General features: G+C 70.3%; 15 protein-coding genes. 10 read left to right on the plus strand and 5 right to left on the minus strand.

Annotated elements, in window-relative coordinates; translation table 11 throughout:
- The first annotated feature begins 2 nt into the window (after positions 1–2).
- From ACFY1H_RS33370 to ACFY1H_RS33390, 5 genes are all read left to right on the plus strand, one after another.
- Complete coding sequence (locus ACFY1H_RS33370; protein WP_386953105.1) at positions 3–1,334, plus strand: MFS transporter; 1,332 nt, start codon at positions 3–5, stop codon at positions 1,332–1,334.
- Complete coding sequence (locus ACFY1H_RS33375) at positions 1,331–2,074, plus strand: MBL fold metallo-hydrolase (RefSeq protein WP_366587924.1); 744 nt, start codon at positions 1,331–1,333, stop codon at positions 2,072–2,074. Before ACFY1H_RS33370 ends, ACFY1H_RS33375 begins: the two co-directional genes overlap by 4 nt.
- Positions 2,071–3,108 carry an Ldh family oxidoreductase gene (locus tag ACFY1H_RS33380; RefSeq protein WP_366587926.1) on the plus strand — a complete coding sequence of 346 codons (1,038 nt, stop codon included), beginning with the start codon at positions 2,071–2,073 and terminating at the stop codon, positions 3,106–3,108. The genes ACFY1H_RS33375 and ACFY1H_RS33380 overlap by 4 nt, the downstream gene beginning before the upstream one ends.
- 5 nt (positions 3,109–3,113) lie before the next feature.
- Complete coding sequence (locus ACFY1H_RS33385; protein ID WP_386953108.1) at positions 3,114–3,947, plus strand: amidohydrolase family protein; 834 nt, start codon at positions 3,114–3,116, stop codon at positions 3,945–3,947.
- Positions 3,948–4,041: 94 nt separating this feature from the next.
- Positions 4,042–4,839: a thioesterase family protein gene (locus tag ACFY1H_RS33390; protein ID WP_366587931.1), complete on the plus strand. Its 798-nt coding sequence runs from the start codon at positions 4,042–4,044 to the stop codon at positions 4,837–4,839.
- A gap of 111 nt (positions 4,840–4,950) precedes the next feature.
- Here the strand turns inward: ACFY1H_RS33390 and ACFY1H_RS33395 are convergent, their stop codons facing one another.
- Genes ACFY1H_RS33395 through ACFY1H_RS33405 form a run of 3 tightly spaced genes read right to left on the minus strand, consistent with a single transcriptional unit; the run spans position 4,951 to position 8,068 of the window.
- Complete coding sequence (locus ACFY1H_RS33395; RefSeq protein WP_366587934.1) at positions 4,951–6,138, minus strand: NAD(P)/FAD-dependent oxidoreductase; 1,188 nt, start codon at positions 6,136–6,138, stop codon at positions 4,951–4,953.
- 17 nt (positions 6,139–6,155) lie between these two features.
- Complete coding sequence (locus tag ACFY1H_RS33400; protein WP_366587937.1) at positions 6,156–7,091, minus strand: alpha/beta fold hydrolase; 936 nt, start codon at positions 7,089–7,091, stop codon at positions 6,156–6,158.
- 14 nt (positions 7,092–7,105) lie between these two features.
- Entirely contained in the window at positions 7,106–8,068 is a 963-nt protein-coding gene (locus tag ACFY1H_RS33405; protein WP_366587939.1) for an ABC transporter substrate-binding protein, read from the minus strand.
- A 240-nt stretch (positions 8,069–8,308) separates the two neighbouring features.
- Here ACFY1H_RS33405 and ACFY1H_RS33410 point away from each other — a divergent pair, with 240 nt between their 5' ends.
- The 3 genes from ACFY1H_RS33410 to ACFY1H_RS33420 are packed head-to-tail and all read left to right on the plus strand — an operon-like array spanning position 8,309 to position 10,645.
- Positions 8,309–9,127: an ABC transporter ATP-binding protein gene (locus ACFY1H_RS33410; protein WP_366587941.1), complete on the plus strand. Its 819-nt coding sequence runs from the start codon at positions 8,309–8,311 to the stop codon at positions 9,125–9,127.
- On the plus strand, positions 9,124–9,891 hold the full coding sequence (locus ACFY1H_RS33415) for an ABC transporter permease subunit (protein ID WP_366587944.1): 768 nt from the start codon (positions 9,124–9,126) through the stop codon (positions 9,889–9,891). The genes ACFY1H_RS33410 and ACFY1H_RS33415 overlap by 4 nt, the downstream gene beginning before the upstream one ends.
- Complete coding sequence (locus tag ACFY1H_RS33420) at positions 9,881–10,645, plus strand: ABC transporter permease subunit (RefSeq protein WP_366587946.1); 765 nt, start codon at positions 9,881–9,883, stop codon at positions 10,643–10,645. Before ACFY1H_RS33415 ends, ACFY1H_RS33420 begins: the two co-directional genes overlap by 11 nt.
- Positions 10,646–10,738: 93 nt before the next feature.
- Here ACFY1H_RS33420 and ACFY1H_RS33425 read toward each other — a convergent pair whose 3' ends face one another.
- Together ACFY1H_RS33425 and ACFY1H_RS33430 are read right to left on the minus strand one after the other, a co-directional pair.
- Positions 10,739–11,290 carry a MarR family transcriptional regulator gene (locus ACFY1H_RS33425; RefSeq protein WP_366587949.1) on the minus strand — a complete coding sequence of 184 codons (552 nt, stop codon included), beginning with the start codon at positions 11,288–11,290 and terminating at the stop codon, positions 10,739–10,741.
- Positions 11,291–11,388: 98 nt separating this feature from the next.
- Positions 11,389–11,925 carry a MarR family winged helix-turn-helix transcriptional regulator gene (locus ACFY1H_RS33430; RefSeq protein ID WP_285968433.1) on the minus strand — a complete coding sequence of 179 codons (537 nt, stop codon included), beginning with the start codon at positions 11,923–11,925 and terminating at the stop codon, positions 11,389–11,391.
- Positions 11,926–12,065: 140 nt separating this feature from the next.
- Between ACFY1H_RS33430 and ACFY1H_RS33435 the strand changes: the two genes are divergently transcribed.
- Both ACFY1H_RS33435 and ACFY1H_RS33440 read left to right on the plus strand, forming a co-directional pair.
- Positions 12,066–12,629, plus strand: coding sequence for a flavin reductase family protein (locus ACFY1H_RS33435; RefSeq protein ID WP_366587951.1), 564 nt, complete (start codon positions 12,066–12,068; stop codon positions 12,627–12,629).
- Entirely contained in the window at positions 12,626–14,104 is a 1,479-nt protein-coding gene (locus ACFY1H_RS33440) for a 4-hydroxyphenylacetate 3-hydroxylase N-terminal domain-containing protein (RefSeq protein ID WP_366587953.1), read from the plus strand. The genes ACFY1H_RS33435 and ACFY1H_RS33440 overlap by 4 nt, the downstream gene beginning before the upstream one ends.
- Positions 14,105–14,162: the final 58 nt, after the last annotated feature.

Below are 14,162 nucleotides of genomic sequence, written 5' to 3' on the forward strand. Positions count from 1 at the left end.
TCATGAACACGGAGCTCGAGTTCACCGGCGCCCGCCGGCGCCGCATCATCATCGCGGCCTCGGCGGGCAACTTCGCCGAGTGGTACGACTGGGGCGTCTACGGCGTGGTCGCCACGATCATCGCCGCGAAGTTCTTCCCCGGCAACGACCCCGCCGTGGCGCTGCTCAACACTTACGCCGTGTTCGCGCTCGGCTACATCGCCCGCCCCATCGGCGGCATCTTCTTCGGCTGGATCGGCGACAAGTACGGCCGCCGCCGCGCGCTGTCGATCTCGATCCTGTTCACGTGCTTCGGCACCGCGCTCATGGGCGTGCTGCCCACCTATGCGCAGATCGGCCTGCTGGCGCCGGTGCTGCTGCTCGTGTGCCGGCTCGCGCAGTCGATGGGCGCGGGCGGCGAGTACGCGAGCGCGATCAGCTTCGTGTTCGAGCACAGCCCGGCCGCCAAACGCGCTCGCAACGTGAGCACGCTGATCGCCACCACGTTCATCGGGATCCTTTGTGGATCACTCCTCGCGCGCGTGTTCTCGAGCATCCTGACCAAGGACGAGTACCAGACGTTCGGCTGGCGCATCCTGTTCCTCGTCGGCCTGCCGCTGGCCGCGTTCGGTGTGTACCTGCGCTCGAAGGTCGAGGAGAGCCCGGAGTTCGAGCTGCTGGTCAAGGCGCGTGAGAAGGCGAAGGCCGCCGCCACGCCGCTGCGCGACGCCCTGCGCCTGCACTGGGTGCCGATCGTCGTCTTCATCGTCTGCACCGCGAGCTACGCGCTGCTGAGCACCACCATCACGTCGTTCCTCACCACGTTCCTCATCAACGTCGGCAAGCTCGACAGCACCGAGGCCTACAACGCGACGATCGTGAGCAACGTGCTCGTCATCATCGGCACGCTCGTGATGGGGCCGGTGGCGGACAAGATCGGGCTGCGCAAGGCGTTGAGCCTCACCGGGCTCGTGGTCGCGATCCTCGCGGTGCCGTCGCTGGCGCTCGCCGCGGGTGGCGGGGTCGGCGCGTTCACCGGCGGCGCGCTCATCGGTGCCTGCAAGGGCCTGCTCGCACTGCCGGCGCTGCTCGCGATCAGCCAGATCTTCCCGACGGCCGTGCGCGTCACGGCGGGGGCGCTCGCCTACAACGTGGCGCAGGCCGTGTTCGGCGGCACCGGCCCGATCATCGGCGTGTGGCTCAACGACGTGACCGGCGGCCCGTACGGCCTCGGTGTGTACCTGGCGGTGCTCGGCCTGATCACGGCGGTCGTCTCGTTCTACGCCCGGCGGACCTTCGACCACGACGAGGCCGTGGTCCCCGTCGCCGACACGGTTTCCCCGGAGGCGCGGTGAACATCCTTCCGCTGACCCAGGGCTACCCCGGGAAAAGCACGCAGCACGGCGGGCTCGGCTGGAGCAGCGTCACCCTCGTGCGCCACGGCGAACGGCTGATCCTGGCCGACACGGGCTCGTTCGGAATGCGCTCTCTGCTCGCGCAGCGGCTGGCCGAACACGGCGTGGAACCGGGTGAGGTCACCGACATCCTGCTCACGCACGCGCACTACGACCACGCCGCGAACTACCTGCTCTTCCCGTCGGCCACCGTGTGGGTGGGCGCGGCGGAGCTGGAGTGGGCGGCCGGGCGCGAGCCGGGGTTCGACCCGTTGCCGGAGCTGTACGCCGCCGATCTCGCTCGTAATCCGCGCACCCGGCGGGTGAGCGAAGACGGCGAGATCTTCCCCGGCGTGGAGGCGTTCGCCGCGGCCGGGCACACGCCGGGCTCGCTGGTGTTCCGAGTGGCCGGTTCCGTGCTGTTCAGCGGCGACGCCGCGAAGAACCGCGCGGAGCTGCTGGGCGGTGATGTCGACATGACGCTCGACCGCGAGGCGAGCCGCGCGTCCGTGCACAAGATCCTCACCCTGTGGCGGGAACACCCGGACACGCTGCTCGTGCCGGGCCACGACGTGCCGATGCTGTGGCACGACGGCCCTGTTTACACGGACACCCGGCGAGCCGGGATCCGTTCGTGGTTCGGCGAAGACCTCGCCGCGACCACCGAGTTCGACCTGACCGAAGGAGAAGGACACCGATGACCGGCGACACCCAGATCACCGCCGAGGACCTGCGCGGGCTGGCGGCTCGCGCGCTGGCGGGGAACGGGATGTCCGAAGAGGACTCCGCGCGCGTCGCCGACGTGCTGGTGCTCGCCGACCTCTTCGGCATCCGCACGCACGGCGTCGCGCGGATCCCGCAGTACCTCGACCGCGCGCGCCTCGGCGGCGTCGACCTCCACGCGAAGGTGGCGGTGGACCAGGTCGCGCCGGCGTTGTCCCGGGTGGACGGTGCCAACGGCATCGGGCCACTCGTCGGTTCGCACGCGCTGGACGCGGCGCTGGCCTCGGCCCGGGCGACCGGTCTCGGCGCGGCCTTCGTGCGCGGCAGCAACCACTTCGGTCCGGTGATGCCGTACCTGTTCCGCGCGGCGGAGCAGGGGTTCGCGGCGATCATCGCGAGCAACGCGACCACCACCATCGCCCCGTGGGGCGGCCGCGAGGCGCGGCTGGGCAATAACCCGCTCGGCATCGGCGTGCCCACCCCCGGCGGGGACCCGGTGCTGCTGGACATCGCGATGAGCGTGGCGGCGCGGGCGAAGATCCGCGCGGCCGCGGCGGCGGGGGAGTCCATTCCGGACACCTGGGCCACCGACCGCGACGGCAAGCCGACGACGGATCCCGCGGCCGCGCTGGACGGCTTCCTGCAGCCGCTGGGCGGGCACAAGGGGTACGGCCTGTCGGTGATGGTCGACCTGTTCGCCGGGGTGCTCTCAGGCGCGGGCTATCTCACGCGCATCAGCTCGTGGAGCGTCGATCCGGAGCGGCCGCAGAACCTGGGCCACGTGTTCTTCCTGATCGACACGGCGAAGCTCGTGCCCGCTGCCGAGCTGACGTCCCGGATGGACGATTTCGCTTCCGTCCTGCACACCACGCCGCCCGCGGACCCGGCGCAGCCCGTGCGGCTGCCGGGTGAGTTCGAGCTCGCGCGCTACCACCGGCAGCTGCGTGACGGCGTCCCCGTGGACGACGGGGTGCTGGCCCGGCTGTCCGAGTTCGCGGGCGCCGTGCGGTGACGACGGTGCCCTCCGGTTCGTGCGACTGTCACGTGCACGTCTTCGACCCGCGGTTCCCCTACGCCGCGGACCGGGCCTACACCCCCGGCCCGGCGAGCGGTGAGCAGCTGGACGAGCTGCACTGGCGGCTCGGTGTGAGCCGGGCGGTGCTCGTGCAGCCGAGCCCGTACGGCACGGACAACTCGTGCCTGCTCGCGCAGCTGCGCGTCCGGGGCGACCGGGCGCGGGGTGTGGTGGTGTTCGACCCCGCTGCCCCGGCGCCGCTGGGGGAGTGGCACGCCCTGGGGGTGCGCGGGGCGCGGGTGAACCTGGCGACGTTCGCGGTCGACGACCCGGCCGTGGCCCTGGCGCCACTGCGCGCGACCGCGGCGGCCATCGCGGACCTCGGCTGGCACCTGCAGGTGTTCACGGAGCTGTCCGTGGTCGCGGCGCTGGCCGACGACCTCGCGCGACTGCCGGTGCCCGTCGTCCTCGACCACTTCGCGCTCGCTTCGCCCGACCTCGGTCAGCCGGGCCTGCCGGAGCTGACCGACCTCCTGCGATCCGGTGCGGCGTACGTCAAGCTCTCTGCGCCGCACCGGATTTCCACGGCTGCCGACCACGCGGACGTCGGGCCGCTCGTGGACGCTTTGGTCGCCGCCGCGCCGGACCGGTTGCTGTGGGGCACCGACTGGCCCCACACCGGTGGCCGGCCGCGTACTCCGGGCAACCGCCTGAGCGTCGAGCCGTTCGAGCCGGTCGACGACGCGCGGGCACTGGCCCGGCTGCTCGACTGGACCGGCCCGGAGGTGGGCCGGCGGATCCTGGTCGACAACCCGGTCGGGTTGTACGGGTTCTGAAGGGGGTGGTGTCCGTCTCACTCGACGGGCGCGCACGGGACGGGCGAGCTAAGTTGCGCGGAACAACCCTCTGCCCGGCGAGGAGGCGGTCCCGGTGAGCACGACGACCTTCGCCGCGGTGTCCGCCGTCAAACGGCGGTCGCCCGGTGGTTTCGACGCGGACATCAGCCCGCAGTGGACAATCGGTGGCAAGCCGAACGGCGGCTACCTGCTCTCGTTGATCGCGCGCGCCGCTGTCGCCGAGCGCGAGCACCCCGACGTGCTCGCCGCCAGCGCCCACTACCTGCGCCCGCCCGACCCGGGCCCGGCCGAGGTCGAGATCGAGACGCTGCGCACCGGCCGCGGTTCCAGCCAGGTGCGCGGCCGCCTCGTCCAGAACGGCAAGACCGCGGTCGAGGCCCTCTTCACCGTCGGCACGCTCACGGAGGGCGAGCCGTACTGGCAGGACGGCCTGCCTGACCCGCGCTTCGACGTCGAGTCCGCGTTCCGCGTCCCGGGCGCCACACCGCTCGGCCTGCCGGTGGCCATCATGGACGAGATCGAGGTCCTCCTCGACCCCGCCAGCGCCCGCGTCTTCACCGACGGCCCCTCCGGCCGCGGCGAGCTCCTCGGCCGCCTCACCCTCCCCGGCGGCGAACCGTTCGACCCGGTGAGCCTCCTGTTCGCCGTCGACGCCTTCCCGCCCGCCACCTTCGACCTCGCCCCGTCGGGCTGGGTGCCCACCCTCGAGCTGACGGCCTATGTCCGCGCCCGCCCGGCCCCCGGCCCGCTCCGCGTCCTCCACCGCGCCCACCTCATCACCGACAGCCGCGTCGACGAGTCCTGCCACATCTGGGACAGCACCGGCAAACTGGTCGCCCAGGGCACCCAGCTCGCCGGCATCCGCCTCTAGCACTTCCCCTTACGGCATGGGGTGCGGACGACGCACCCCATGCGGCGTTCGGTGCGATGGACGCACCCAACGCCGCATGGGGGCGCCTGGGGGAGGGGGAGAGAGCGGGGGTCAGCCGAGGGACTCGGCCCGAGCCACGCTGTTGAGCAGGGACGAGTTCATCAGGAACTTGAACTCCAGCTCCGCGTCGTCGCCCAGCGCCGCGAGTTCGGCCAGGCGTTCCTTGCGCCGCACGGGGTCCTTTTCCTCCAGGCGGCGCTTGTTCGTCACGGTCTGCTGCTGCACGAACTCGATGTTCACCGTGCGGCGGCGCAGGTCGTAGCGGTCGAGAACCTTCTCGTCGGCCGTGGAGGCGAACGCGTGCAGCGAGGAGGCCAGCTCGACGGCGTCGTGGATGCCGCAGTTCAGGCCCAGGCCGCCGATGGGGTTGTTGACGTGGGCGGCGTCGCCGGCGAGGAAGACGCGGCCGGAGCGGAAGCTGGCCGCCACGCGCTGGTGGACGTTGTACAGCTTGCGGTGCACGAGCTGGTCCGCGGGGTTCGCCGAGAGCGCCAGGCCCGAAAGCCGGGCCCGCGCGCCCTCGTCGCCCACGGCTTCGTCGTCGGTTTCGCCCACGGTGGTGGGGAAGACGGCGCGCCAGCGGCCCTTGCCGTCGTCGCCGGCGACCTTGAACAGGTTGACCCACTCGCGCGGGTCGGCCCAGTAGTTGCGGTAGCTGCAGTCCAGTTCGGACTGGAAGTCGAACAGCGTGGTGAGGACCAGGAACCGCTCGGGCCACGTGTAGCCCTCGAACTCGATCCCCAGCGCCTTGCGCACGGTGCTGCGCCCGCCGTCGGCGCCGACCACGTAGTCGGCGGTCACCGGGCCCTCGGCCGTGTGCACGGTGGCGGAGTCCGCGTCCTGCGTCACGCCCGTCACCGCGGCGCCGAAGCGGACGTCCACTCCGGACAGCCGCTCCAGCACCATGTTCACGATCTTGTGCTGCTCGATCTGGACCACGAACGGATAAGGCGTCACGTCGCGCAGCACGTCGTGGTCGAGCCGCGCGATGAGGGAACGCTCCGGCCGGTCCCAGAAGTCGAAGTACCGCGCGACGAGCCCGCGGGCGACGACGTCGTCCATCAGGCCCAGCTCGCCGAGCATCGCCAGGGTGGAGGGGTGCACTGTCGCGGCTCGCGGGGCGTCCTCGACGGCCTGCTCCGCTTCCAGCAGCGTCACGTCGAACCCCCGCCGGGCGGCCGCGAGCGCGAACACCGCGCCCACCGGACCCGCGCCCACGACCACCACGCTCTGTCCCATGTCTTCGTCAGTTCCTTTCAGCCGAGTTTCGCGAGCCAGCCGGCCACGGTGTCCACCAGCGACTCGCCCGAGCCGTCGAAGCGGTGCCCCTCCGTGCCTTCCGGCGACGGCAGCGACACCGACGTGACCGACGGCGAGATGCCCTGCTCCAGCGCCGCCTCCAGCCAGCCGGGCTCGAAGTCGTGGATCACGGTGTCGTGCTGGTCGCGCACCATGAGGATCGGGTTGGGCACGCGGGCGATCCACTCGATGCTGCGCGCGCCCGCGGTGCCCGTGCGCCGGTAGGTGAGGAAGTGCTGCGCGGTCACCGGAACCGTGCGCCCGCCGAGCCACGACATCTGCGTGGACAGCGTGCGGCCGAAGTCGCCGGCCTGCGCCGCGGCCACGGCCTCCTCGGTCAGCGCGCGGTAGGTGGCCTCGTCGTTGATCAGCAGGTGGCGCGACTTCCACGGCAGGTCCGCGAACATCCCGGTCAGCGCGATGCCCGCCGTCTCCGGGTGCCAGTGCGTGGCCGCGAAGTACGACACCTGCGACGTGCCGAGGCTGTGCCCGTGCAGCACGATCTTCGAGTAGCCCAGCGAACGCGCCGTCCAGTACGCGGCCTCGATGTCGCGCACGGTCGCGTAGAAGTTGTCGGTGTTCACGGCATCGCCCGACTGGCGGGTGTTGATCGCGAGCACCGGCACGCCGCGGCCGCTGAGGCCGAGGGCGAGCGTGCGCACCGGCAGGCTGCCGATGCTGCCACCGCTGCCGTGCACGCTCAGCACGAGCGGCGCGTCGGGCAACGGCTCGGCCGGCACCAGGTGCGCGGCCGGCCCGGACCGCCCGTCGAGCGAGGTGATCTCGTAGTACTGCAGCGAAACGCCGTCGGGTGCGTGGAAGTCGAGCAGGGACGCCGGTGTCTCCGCGGGGCGGTAGGTGACCGCCGCGGCCGTTTTGTCCTCAGTGGACACTTGTCGTGCTCCCGTCACTTCGAACCGGTGTAGACGAGCTTGCTGTAGTCGACCGTGCCGCCGAAGCCGCCGAACTGCTTCATGGCGTCGCCCCAGATCTTCAGGTCGTCCTGTGAGACCTCGGTGGTGAACTCGCCCAGCGGGGACTTCTTCGCCTGCTCGGGCGTGACCTTGGTGTAGGCGGCCAAGGCGGTGTAGGCCTTGTCGTTGTTGGCCTTGATCCACTGCGCCGCGTCCTGCAGCGCCGCCTTGAACCCGTCGGCGAGCTGGGGGTTCGCCGCGGTCCAGTCCTTCGAGGCGATCCAGTACGTGCCACCGAGGTAGTTCGGGCTCAGCGCCCGCTCCGGGTCGCCGAGGCTGCGCATCCCGGCCTGCTTGCCGACGGTGATGAACGGGTTGATCACCTCGACGGCGTCGACCTGGCCGGCCTTCAGCTCGTCGATCATGTTCGGCGTCGGCACCTGCACGAACTGCTCGGCCGCGGGGTTCACGCCGTTCTTCGACAGCCACGCCTTCGTGGCGATGTTGATGTTGCCGGTGAGCGTCGGCGAGCCGATGCGCTTGCCCTGCAGCTGTTTCACGTCCGTGATGTCCGGGCGCACGAAGATCTGCACGCTCTGGTCCTCGGGCGAGTCGCCGTTGTTGCCCGACACGGCCACGAGCGGCACGCCGGACGAGGACGCGCGCAGCATGATCGGCGCGACGCTGAACCCGAGGTCGTACTGCTTGCCCAGCAACGAGGGCACCAGCGTGATGTCGTTGAGCGTCGTGGTGGAAACGCCCTTCACGCCGTGCTTGGCGAAAAATCCTTGTTGGTCGGCCACCAGCACCGCGAGCGAGTCGTTGGTGTTGTTCAGCGCGATGCGGATCTTGCCGTCGGCCGAGGACGTCGAGCCGCTGGAGCCGCCACAGGCGGACACGGCGAGTGCGGCCGCCAGGAGTGCGGTGGCCAGCGTGGTGATGCGGGTGCCCCTCATGGCGCCTCCGTAGGAGTGGGGGGATGGGGATGGGGATCCGGGGAGAGATTCACTATCCGGAGTAGTTGAGCAGAGACAGTAACTCAAGTTAGCTAATCTCTCAATGGTCCAGCTCAGAACGTTGGTAACGGCCTTGTTAAGCCTGGATCGCAGACCAAAAAGCACTACTCAAGTCATTGACGTGTGGAAGGTTAGGCGCCCATCATGGCCAACGCCAGCCCTGAAGGAGGTCCCGATCCCGTGACCGTAGAAGCCACCGCGCCGGCCACCGAGACGGCGGATGCGTTTTCCTGTTCGAAGCTGTTCGTCGAGTACCGCACGCGCAACAAGGTGCTGCGGGTGCTCGAGGACGTCGGCTTTTCCTGTGCCCAAGGGGAGTTCCTCAGCATTCTCGGGCCGTCCGGCACCGGGAAGACGACCTTGCTGCGGATCCTCGCCGGGCTCCTCTCCCCGGGCGAAGGCTCGTCCGTGCGGTTCCGCGGGAAGGAGATCACCGGCCCGCCCGCCGGCGTCGGCATCGTGTTCCAGAACTACGCCGCGTCGCTGCTGCAGTGGCGCACGGTGGAGCGCAACGTCGCGCTGGGCCTGGAAGGCCGCACGAGCAAGGCCGAACGCGACGAACGCGTCCGCGAGGCGCTCGACCTGGTCGGTCTCGCCGACCGCGGCAAGGACTACCCGTGGCAGCTCTCGGGCGGCATGCAGCAGCGCGTGCAGATCGCGCGCTCGCTCGTGATGCGCCCCGAGGTCCTGCTGATGGACGAGCCCTTCGGCGCGCTCGACGCGATGACCAAGGCGCAGCTGCAGGACGAGCTGCTCAAGGTCGCCGCGGTCACCGGTGCGACCGTGGTGTTCGTGACCCACGACATCGACGAGGCCGTGTACCTGTCCGACCGCGTGCTCGTGCTCGCCGGCCGCCCGGCCACCGTCGGGCGCGAGCTGCGCATCGACCTGCCGCGCCCGCGCGACCAGGTGGCCACCAAGGAGCTCCCGGCCTACCTCGCCGCCCGTCACCGCGTGTACGAGGCGCTGCGGGCGGAATCCGAGGCGGCGGCCGAATGAGGCGCTTGATCGGGTTCGCGGTGCCGGTGGCCGTGATCCTGTTGTGGCAGCTGGTGAAATCGGCCGGGCTACTGCCTTACGACAACATCCCGGCCCCGTCGGACATCTGGTCGTCCACAGTGGATCTCGCCTCCTCCGGTGAGCTGCTCACGAACACCGCGCACACGCTCGCCGCCTGCCTCGGCGGCTGGGCGCTCGGTTCCGTGCTGGGCCTGCTGCTCGGGCTGTTGCTCGGGCTCGTCCGTCCCGCGTGGACGTACGGTATGGCGTCGGTGGAGGTGCTGCGCGCGCTGCCGGCGATCTCGTTCGTGCCGATCGTGGTGATCCTGCTGGCGCAGACGGTGGAGATGGAGATCGTGATCGCCGCGTGGGTCGCGATCTGGCCCGTCGCGATCAGCACGATCGACGGCGTGCGCGGCGTGAACCCGGTGCACCAGGACCTCGCGCGCAGCCTCGGCCTCTCGCCGGTGGCCAAGGTCGTGAAGTTCGCGCTGCCCACGGCCCTGCCGAAGATCGTGGTGGCGCTGCGGCTGAGCCTTTCGGCCGCGCTGGTGCTCGCCATCGTCGCCGAGATCGTCGGCGACCCCCAGGGCATCGGCTACGCGCTCGTGGAGCAGCAGCAGTCGTTGCGCCCGGCGGCGATGTTCTCCTACATCCTGCTGACCGGCGTGCTCGGCATCCTGCTCAACTTCATTCTCGTGTGGACACTCCGGTTCGTGCCGGGTGCCCGTCAAGCCGCGCTGGGGGCCGACGATGCCGCGTAGAACCCGCAAGTCCGGCGTCGCGCCCCTGCGCGGCCTGCTTCCGCTCGCGCTGCTGCTCGTGCTGTGGCAGGTGATCGGCGACAGTTCGAGCACGTTCTTCCCGCCGCCGGCCGCCTGGTTCAGCCAGACGTGGGAGCTCACTTCCGGCGGCGCGCTGGTCGACGGGCTGCTCGCCACGCTCGAGACGTTCGTGATCTCGCTGCTGGCCGCCACCGTGCTCGGCGCGGTGCTCGGCCTGCTGATCGGCCACGTCCCGCTGGCCGAACGCCTGCTCGGCCCGATCCTGGAGTACTTCCGGTTCCTGCCGGGCGTCGCGCTCGTGCCGCTGGCCGTGCTGCTCGTGGGCTACACCGAGTCGATGAAGCTGTACGTGGTGGTCTTCGGCGCTCTGTGGCCCGTGCTGCTGCAGGTGCGCCAGTCGGCGAAGTCGGCCGACGTCGTGCTCTCCGACGTGGCTTCGACGCTGCGGCTCGGGAAGTTCGCGGCGTTCCGCAAGATCCACCTGCCCGCGATCGTGCCGGGCCTGCTGCTGGGCGTGAAGATCGCGGCGCCGCTCACGCTGGTGCTGGTGCTCGTGGTCGAGATCAGCACGCAGGTGTCCGGGCTGGGCAAGCTCATGGAGACCGCGCAGCAGAACTTCCAGTCGGCCCAGGTCTACGGGCTCGTGGTCGTGGTCGGGCTGGTGGCGCTCGTGATCAACATGCTCGTGTCGGGGATCGAAGGTTTCCTGCTGCGGTACCGCCCGCAGAACTGACGAAGGCCGGGAGGCTCCGGTCCGGTGTGGACGCACCCGGGCCGGAGCCTCTTTCCACGTCCGCGGTTCGGCGGTTCGCAGTTCGGCGGGGTGTCAGTGGTGGTGCGCGTGCGCGTGGTGCCCGGCCGCGGTGAGCAGCAGTGCCAGCCGCGGGTCGGAGTCCAGCCCCAGGTAGAACGAGAACGTCGCCAGCGCGCCGAACTTGCCCTCGTCGGTGAGCTGGCGCTGGAAGTGGTTCACGTGGTGGTGCACGGCGTTGTCGATGGTGCGCAGCACCTCGACGCCGGCCTCGGACGCGTGCACGGCGATGACCCGGCGGTCGTCGGGGATGCGGGCGCGGTGCACGAGCCCCTTCTCCTCGAGCTGGCGGATCAGGCGCGACGCGAGCGCGGGGGCGATGTCGAGCCGCTCGGCGACCTTGTTCACCGGCAGGGGTCCTTCGGCGCCGAAGATCTGCAGCAGCGCCTGGTGCTGCAGCGGCTGCAGCCCGCCCGCGATGGCCTGCTCGTCGAGCAGCCGCAGGATCTTGCGCAGCACGAACCGCGCGTGCGCGATCGCCTTGACGTGGTTGGCGAAGTCGAGGTCGCTCGACGCGACCGCGCCCTTGCCCCACAGGGCGAGCAGCTCCGCGGTCCCGTCCTCCACCGTGTTCCTCCCCGTGTCCCCGGCCCGCTCGATGATGACGTCGGCACTCGAAAACATCACCAAGTCAATGACCTGAGGACACTATATCAGGGAAGGGCTCAGGAATCGGCAGCTGCGCGGATGGCTTCGGCGATGGCCGAGTCGGGGTCGAGGCCCACGTAGAACGCGAAGATCGACAACGCCGACAGACGTTCGTCCTCGGTCAGCTGGTGCTGCAGGAAAGCGACGCTGTGGTGCACCTCGTCGTCGATCTCCGCGAGCTTCTCCGCGCCGGCGTCAGTGGCGACGACGTTGGTCGCGCGGCGGTCGCTCTCCGACGCCTCGCGGGTCACCAGGCCGAGCTCCTCCAGGCGGCGCACCATGCGTGACGCGAAGGCGGCGGCCACGTCGAGCCTGGCCGCCAGCGTGCTCACGGTGATGCCGCGGGCCTCGTTGGATCCGTACACCTGCAGGAGTGCCTGGTGCAGCAGGGGTTCCAGGCCGTGGGTCTTCGCCTGCTCGTCGACGATCCGCAGTACGCGGCGGGTCACGTAGCGCGCGTCGGCGATGTTCTTCACGTACGCCTGGAACTCGCGGCTTCGCTTGGCGTCGCCGATGTCGGCCCACTTCGTGTAGGCGCGCATTGCGTCGTTCATGGGGGAGCGGCTTCCTTTCGGACGAGCACGGCCTCTCGGACGAGCGCGGCGGCGAGCGAACCCGGCGATCATACGTCGCACCATTTTAGTTGACTAAAGTAAGGTATTCTTGTTAGCCTTCTGGCCCAGGAGGTCACCCCATGGCTCTGCACCCCGCGGACAGTGATCCCAGCGGATTCAAGGCGGCGCTCGGTTCTTTCGCGGCCAGCGTCAACGTCATCACCCTCTGGGACGCGGCCGGTCGCCCGCTCGGCATGACCGCCACCGCGTTCTCGTCGGTGTCGGTCGATCCGCTGATGATCCTGGTCTGTGTCAACCGTTCCACCCGCACGTACGAGCGGATCGCCGAAACCCGTCGGTTCGGCGTGAACATCCTCGGCTCGCCGGCGCGCGAGATCTCGGACCACTGCGCCCGCCCGGGCGCGGACAAGGCCCTGCCCGAGGAATGGCTCACCCGCCGCGAAGGCTGGCACAGCCCGGCCCTCTCCGGCGCCCTCGCGTTCCTGGACTGCGAAATCGACCAGGACGTGCACGCGGGCACGCACGCCGTGCTCATCGCAACCGTCGGCGGCATCGGGCTCAGCTCGGCGCTGCCGCACCACGAACCGCTCCTGCACTTCCGGGGCAGATACCGGCAGTTGCAAGCAGGAGTCCACCACCCGCGGCCCCGGCCGCTACCGATCGCTTTGGAGGAATCGGCGTGACGCGTTCCGGCAAGGACTACGTCGAAGGACTGCGCGACAACCGGCGGGTGTTCGTCGACGGCGAATACGTCTCCGACGTCGCCGCGCACCCCGCGTTCAAGGGGGCCGTCGAGTCCATCGCGCGCGTGTACGACCTCGCGCACGACCCGGCCAACGCCGCGGAGATGACGTTCCCGTCCCCGACCACCGGCGCCCCGGTGAACCTGTCGTACCTCATCCCGCGCGGCGAGGACGACCTGCGCCGCCGCCGGGTCGCGCTGCGCAGGACGGCCGAGGCGACCTTCGGCCTCATGGGCCGCGGCCCCGAGCACGTCGCGGGCTTCCTGGCCGGCTGGGCGGGCCGCTCGGACGTCTTCGCGGCAGGCGGGCAGCGCTTCGCCGACAACGTCACGAAGTTCTACGAGTACGTGCGCGACAACGATCTCTACTGCTCGTACGCGATCGTGCCGCCGCAGATCGATCGCAGCAAGCCGGCGCACCAGCAGGCCGACCCGCACCTGTACGCGGGGGTCAAGGAAGAGCGCGAGGACGGCATCGTCATCGCCGGCGCGCAGATGCTCGGCACGGGCGCGGCGATCTCCGACTACCTGATCCTCAGCTGCATCGTGCCGCTGCAGCCGGGTGACGAGGACCAGGCGATCTCCGTCGCCGTCCCGATCGGTGCCGAGGGCCTGAAGATCTACTCGCGCCGCAGCTACGCCGAAGCCGCCACGAGCGTGTACGACTACCCGCTCGCCACGCGCTTCGACGAGACCGACTCGCTCATCGTGTTCGACGACGTCTTCGTGCCGTGGGAGCACGTGTTCGTGTTCCGCGACCGCCAGATCACCAGCGACCAGTGGAGCCGCACGCCGGCCCACCTGCTGGGCAACAACCAGGCCCAGATCCGCTTCTCCGTGAAGCTGGACCTGCTGGCGGGCCTGGCGCTGCGCGTGGCGCGCATGAACGGCTCGGACAAGTTCCCGCCGGTGCGCGGCGTGCTCGGTGAGCTGGCCGCCCACGCGGCCATGGTGTCCGGTCTCGTCTACGCGCAGGAGCAGAACTGCGAGCTCGACGAGAAGGGCGTGGCGTGGCCGGGTCGCGAGGAGTGCTACGCGACCATGACGCTGCAGTCGGACTTCTACCCGAAGCTGCTGCACCTGGTGCGTGACCTCGTCGGCGGTGGTGTGATCCAGCTGCCGTCTTCGGCCGCCGACTTCGAGAACCCCGAGGCGCGTGCCGACTTCGAGCGGTACGTGCAGTCGCCGGGCCACCCGACGATCGAGCGCGTGAAGCTGCTCAAGCTCGTGTGGGACCTCGTCGGTTCGGAGTTCGCGAGCCGCCACCAGCAGTACGAGATGTTCTACGCCGGCGCGCCCTTCCTGGTGAAGTCGCGCATGAGCCAGATCTACGACTTCGCCCGCGCGGAGGCCCTCGTGGACGGCGCGCTGGCCGGCTACGACCTCGGTGGCCGCACGGAGACCGTGCAGGCGTAAGCGAGGCAGACAGACCGCGGGGTGCTCGGCGAACGCCGGGCGCCCCGTTTCCATGCCC

This window comes from Amycolatopsis sp. NPDC001319 (assembly GCF_042896185.1).
Lineage (GTDB): Bacteria > Actinomycetota > Actinomycetes > Mycobacteriales > Pseudonocardiaceae > Amycolatopsis.

Bases quoted from the DNA above. Each gene is read 5' to 3' on its own strand.
- ACFY1H_RS33370 (WP_386953105.1), top strand. From the start codon at position 3: ATGAACACGGAGCTCGAGTTCACCGGCGCCCGCCGGCGCCGCATCATC.
- ACFY1H_RS33380 (WP_366587926.1), top strand. From the start codon at position 2,071: ATGACCGGCGACACCCAGATCACCGCCGAGGACCTGCGCGGGCTGGCG.
- ACFY1H_RS33395 (WP_366587934.1), bottom strand. From the start codon at position 6,138: ATGGGACAGAGCGTGGTGGTCGTGGGCGCGGGTCCGGTGGGCGCGGTG.
- ACFY1H_RS33405 (WP_366587939.1), bottom strand. From the start codon at position 8,068: ATGAGGGGCACCCGCATCACCACGCTGGCCACCGCACTCCTGGCGGCC.
- ACFY1H_RS33415 (WP_366587944.1), top strand. From the start codon at position 9,124: ATGAGGCGCTTGATCGGGTTCGCGGTGCCGGTGGCCGTGATCCTGTTG.
- ACFY1H_RS33420 (WP_366587946.1), top strand. From the start codon at position 9,881: ATGCCGCGTAGAACCCGCAAGTCCGGCGTCGCGCCCCTGCGCGGCCTG.
- ACFY1H_RS33430 (WP_285968433.1), bottom strand. From the start codon at position 11,925: ATGAACGACGCAATGCGCGCCTACACGAAGTGGGCCGACATCGGCGAC.
- ACFY1H_RS33435 (WP_366587951.1), top strand. From the start codon at position 12,066: ATGGCTCTGCACCCCGCGGACAGTGATCCCAGCGGATTCAAGGCGGCG.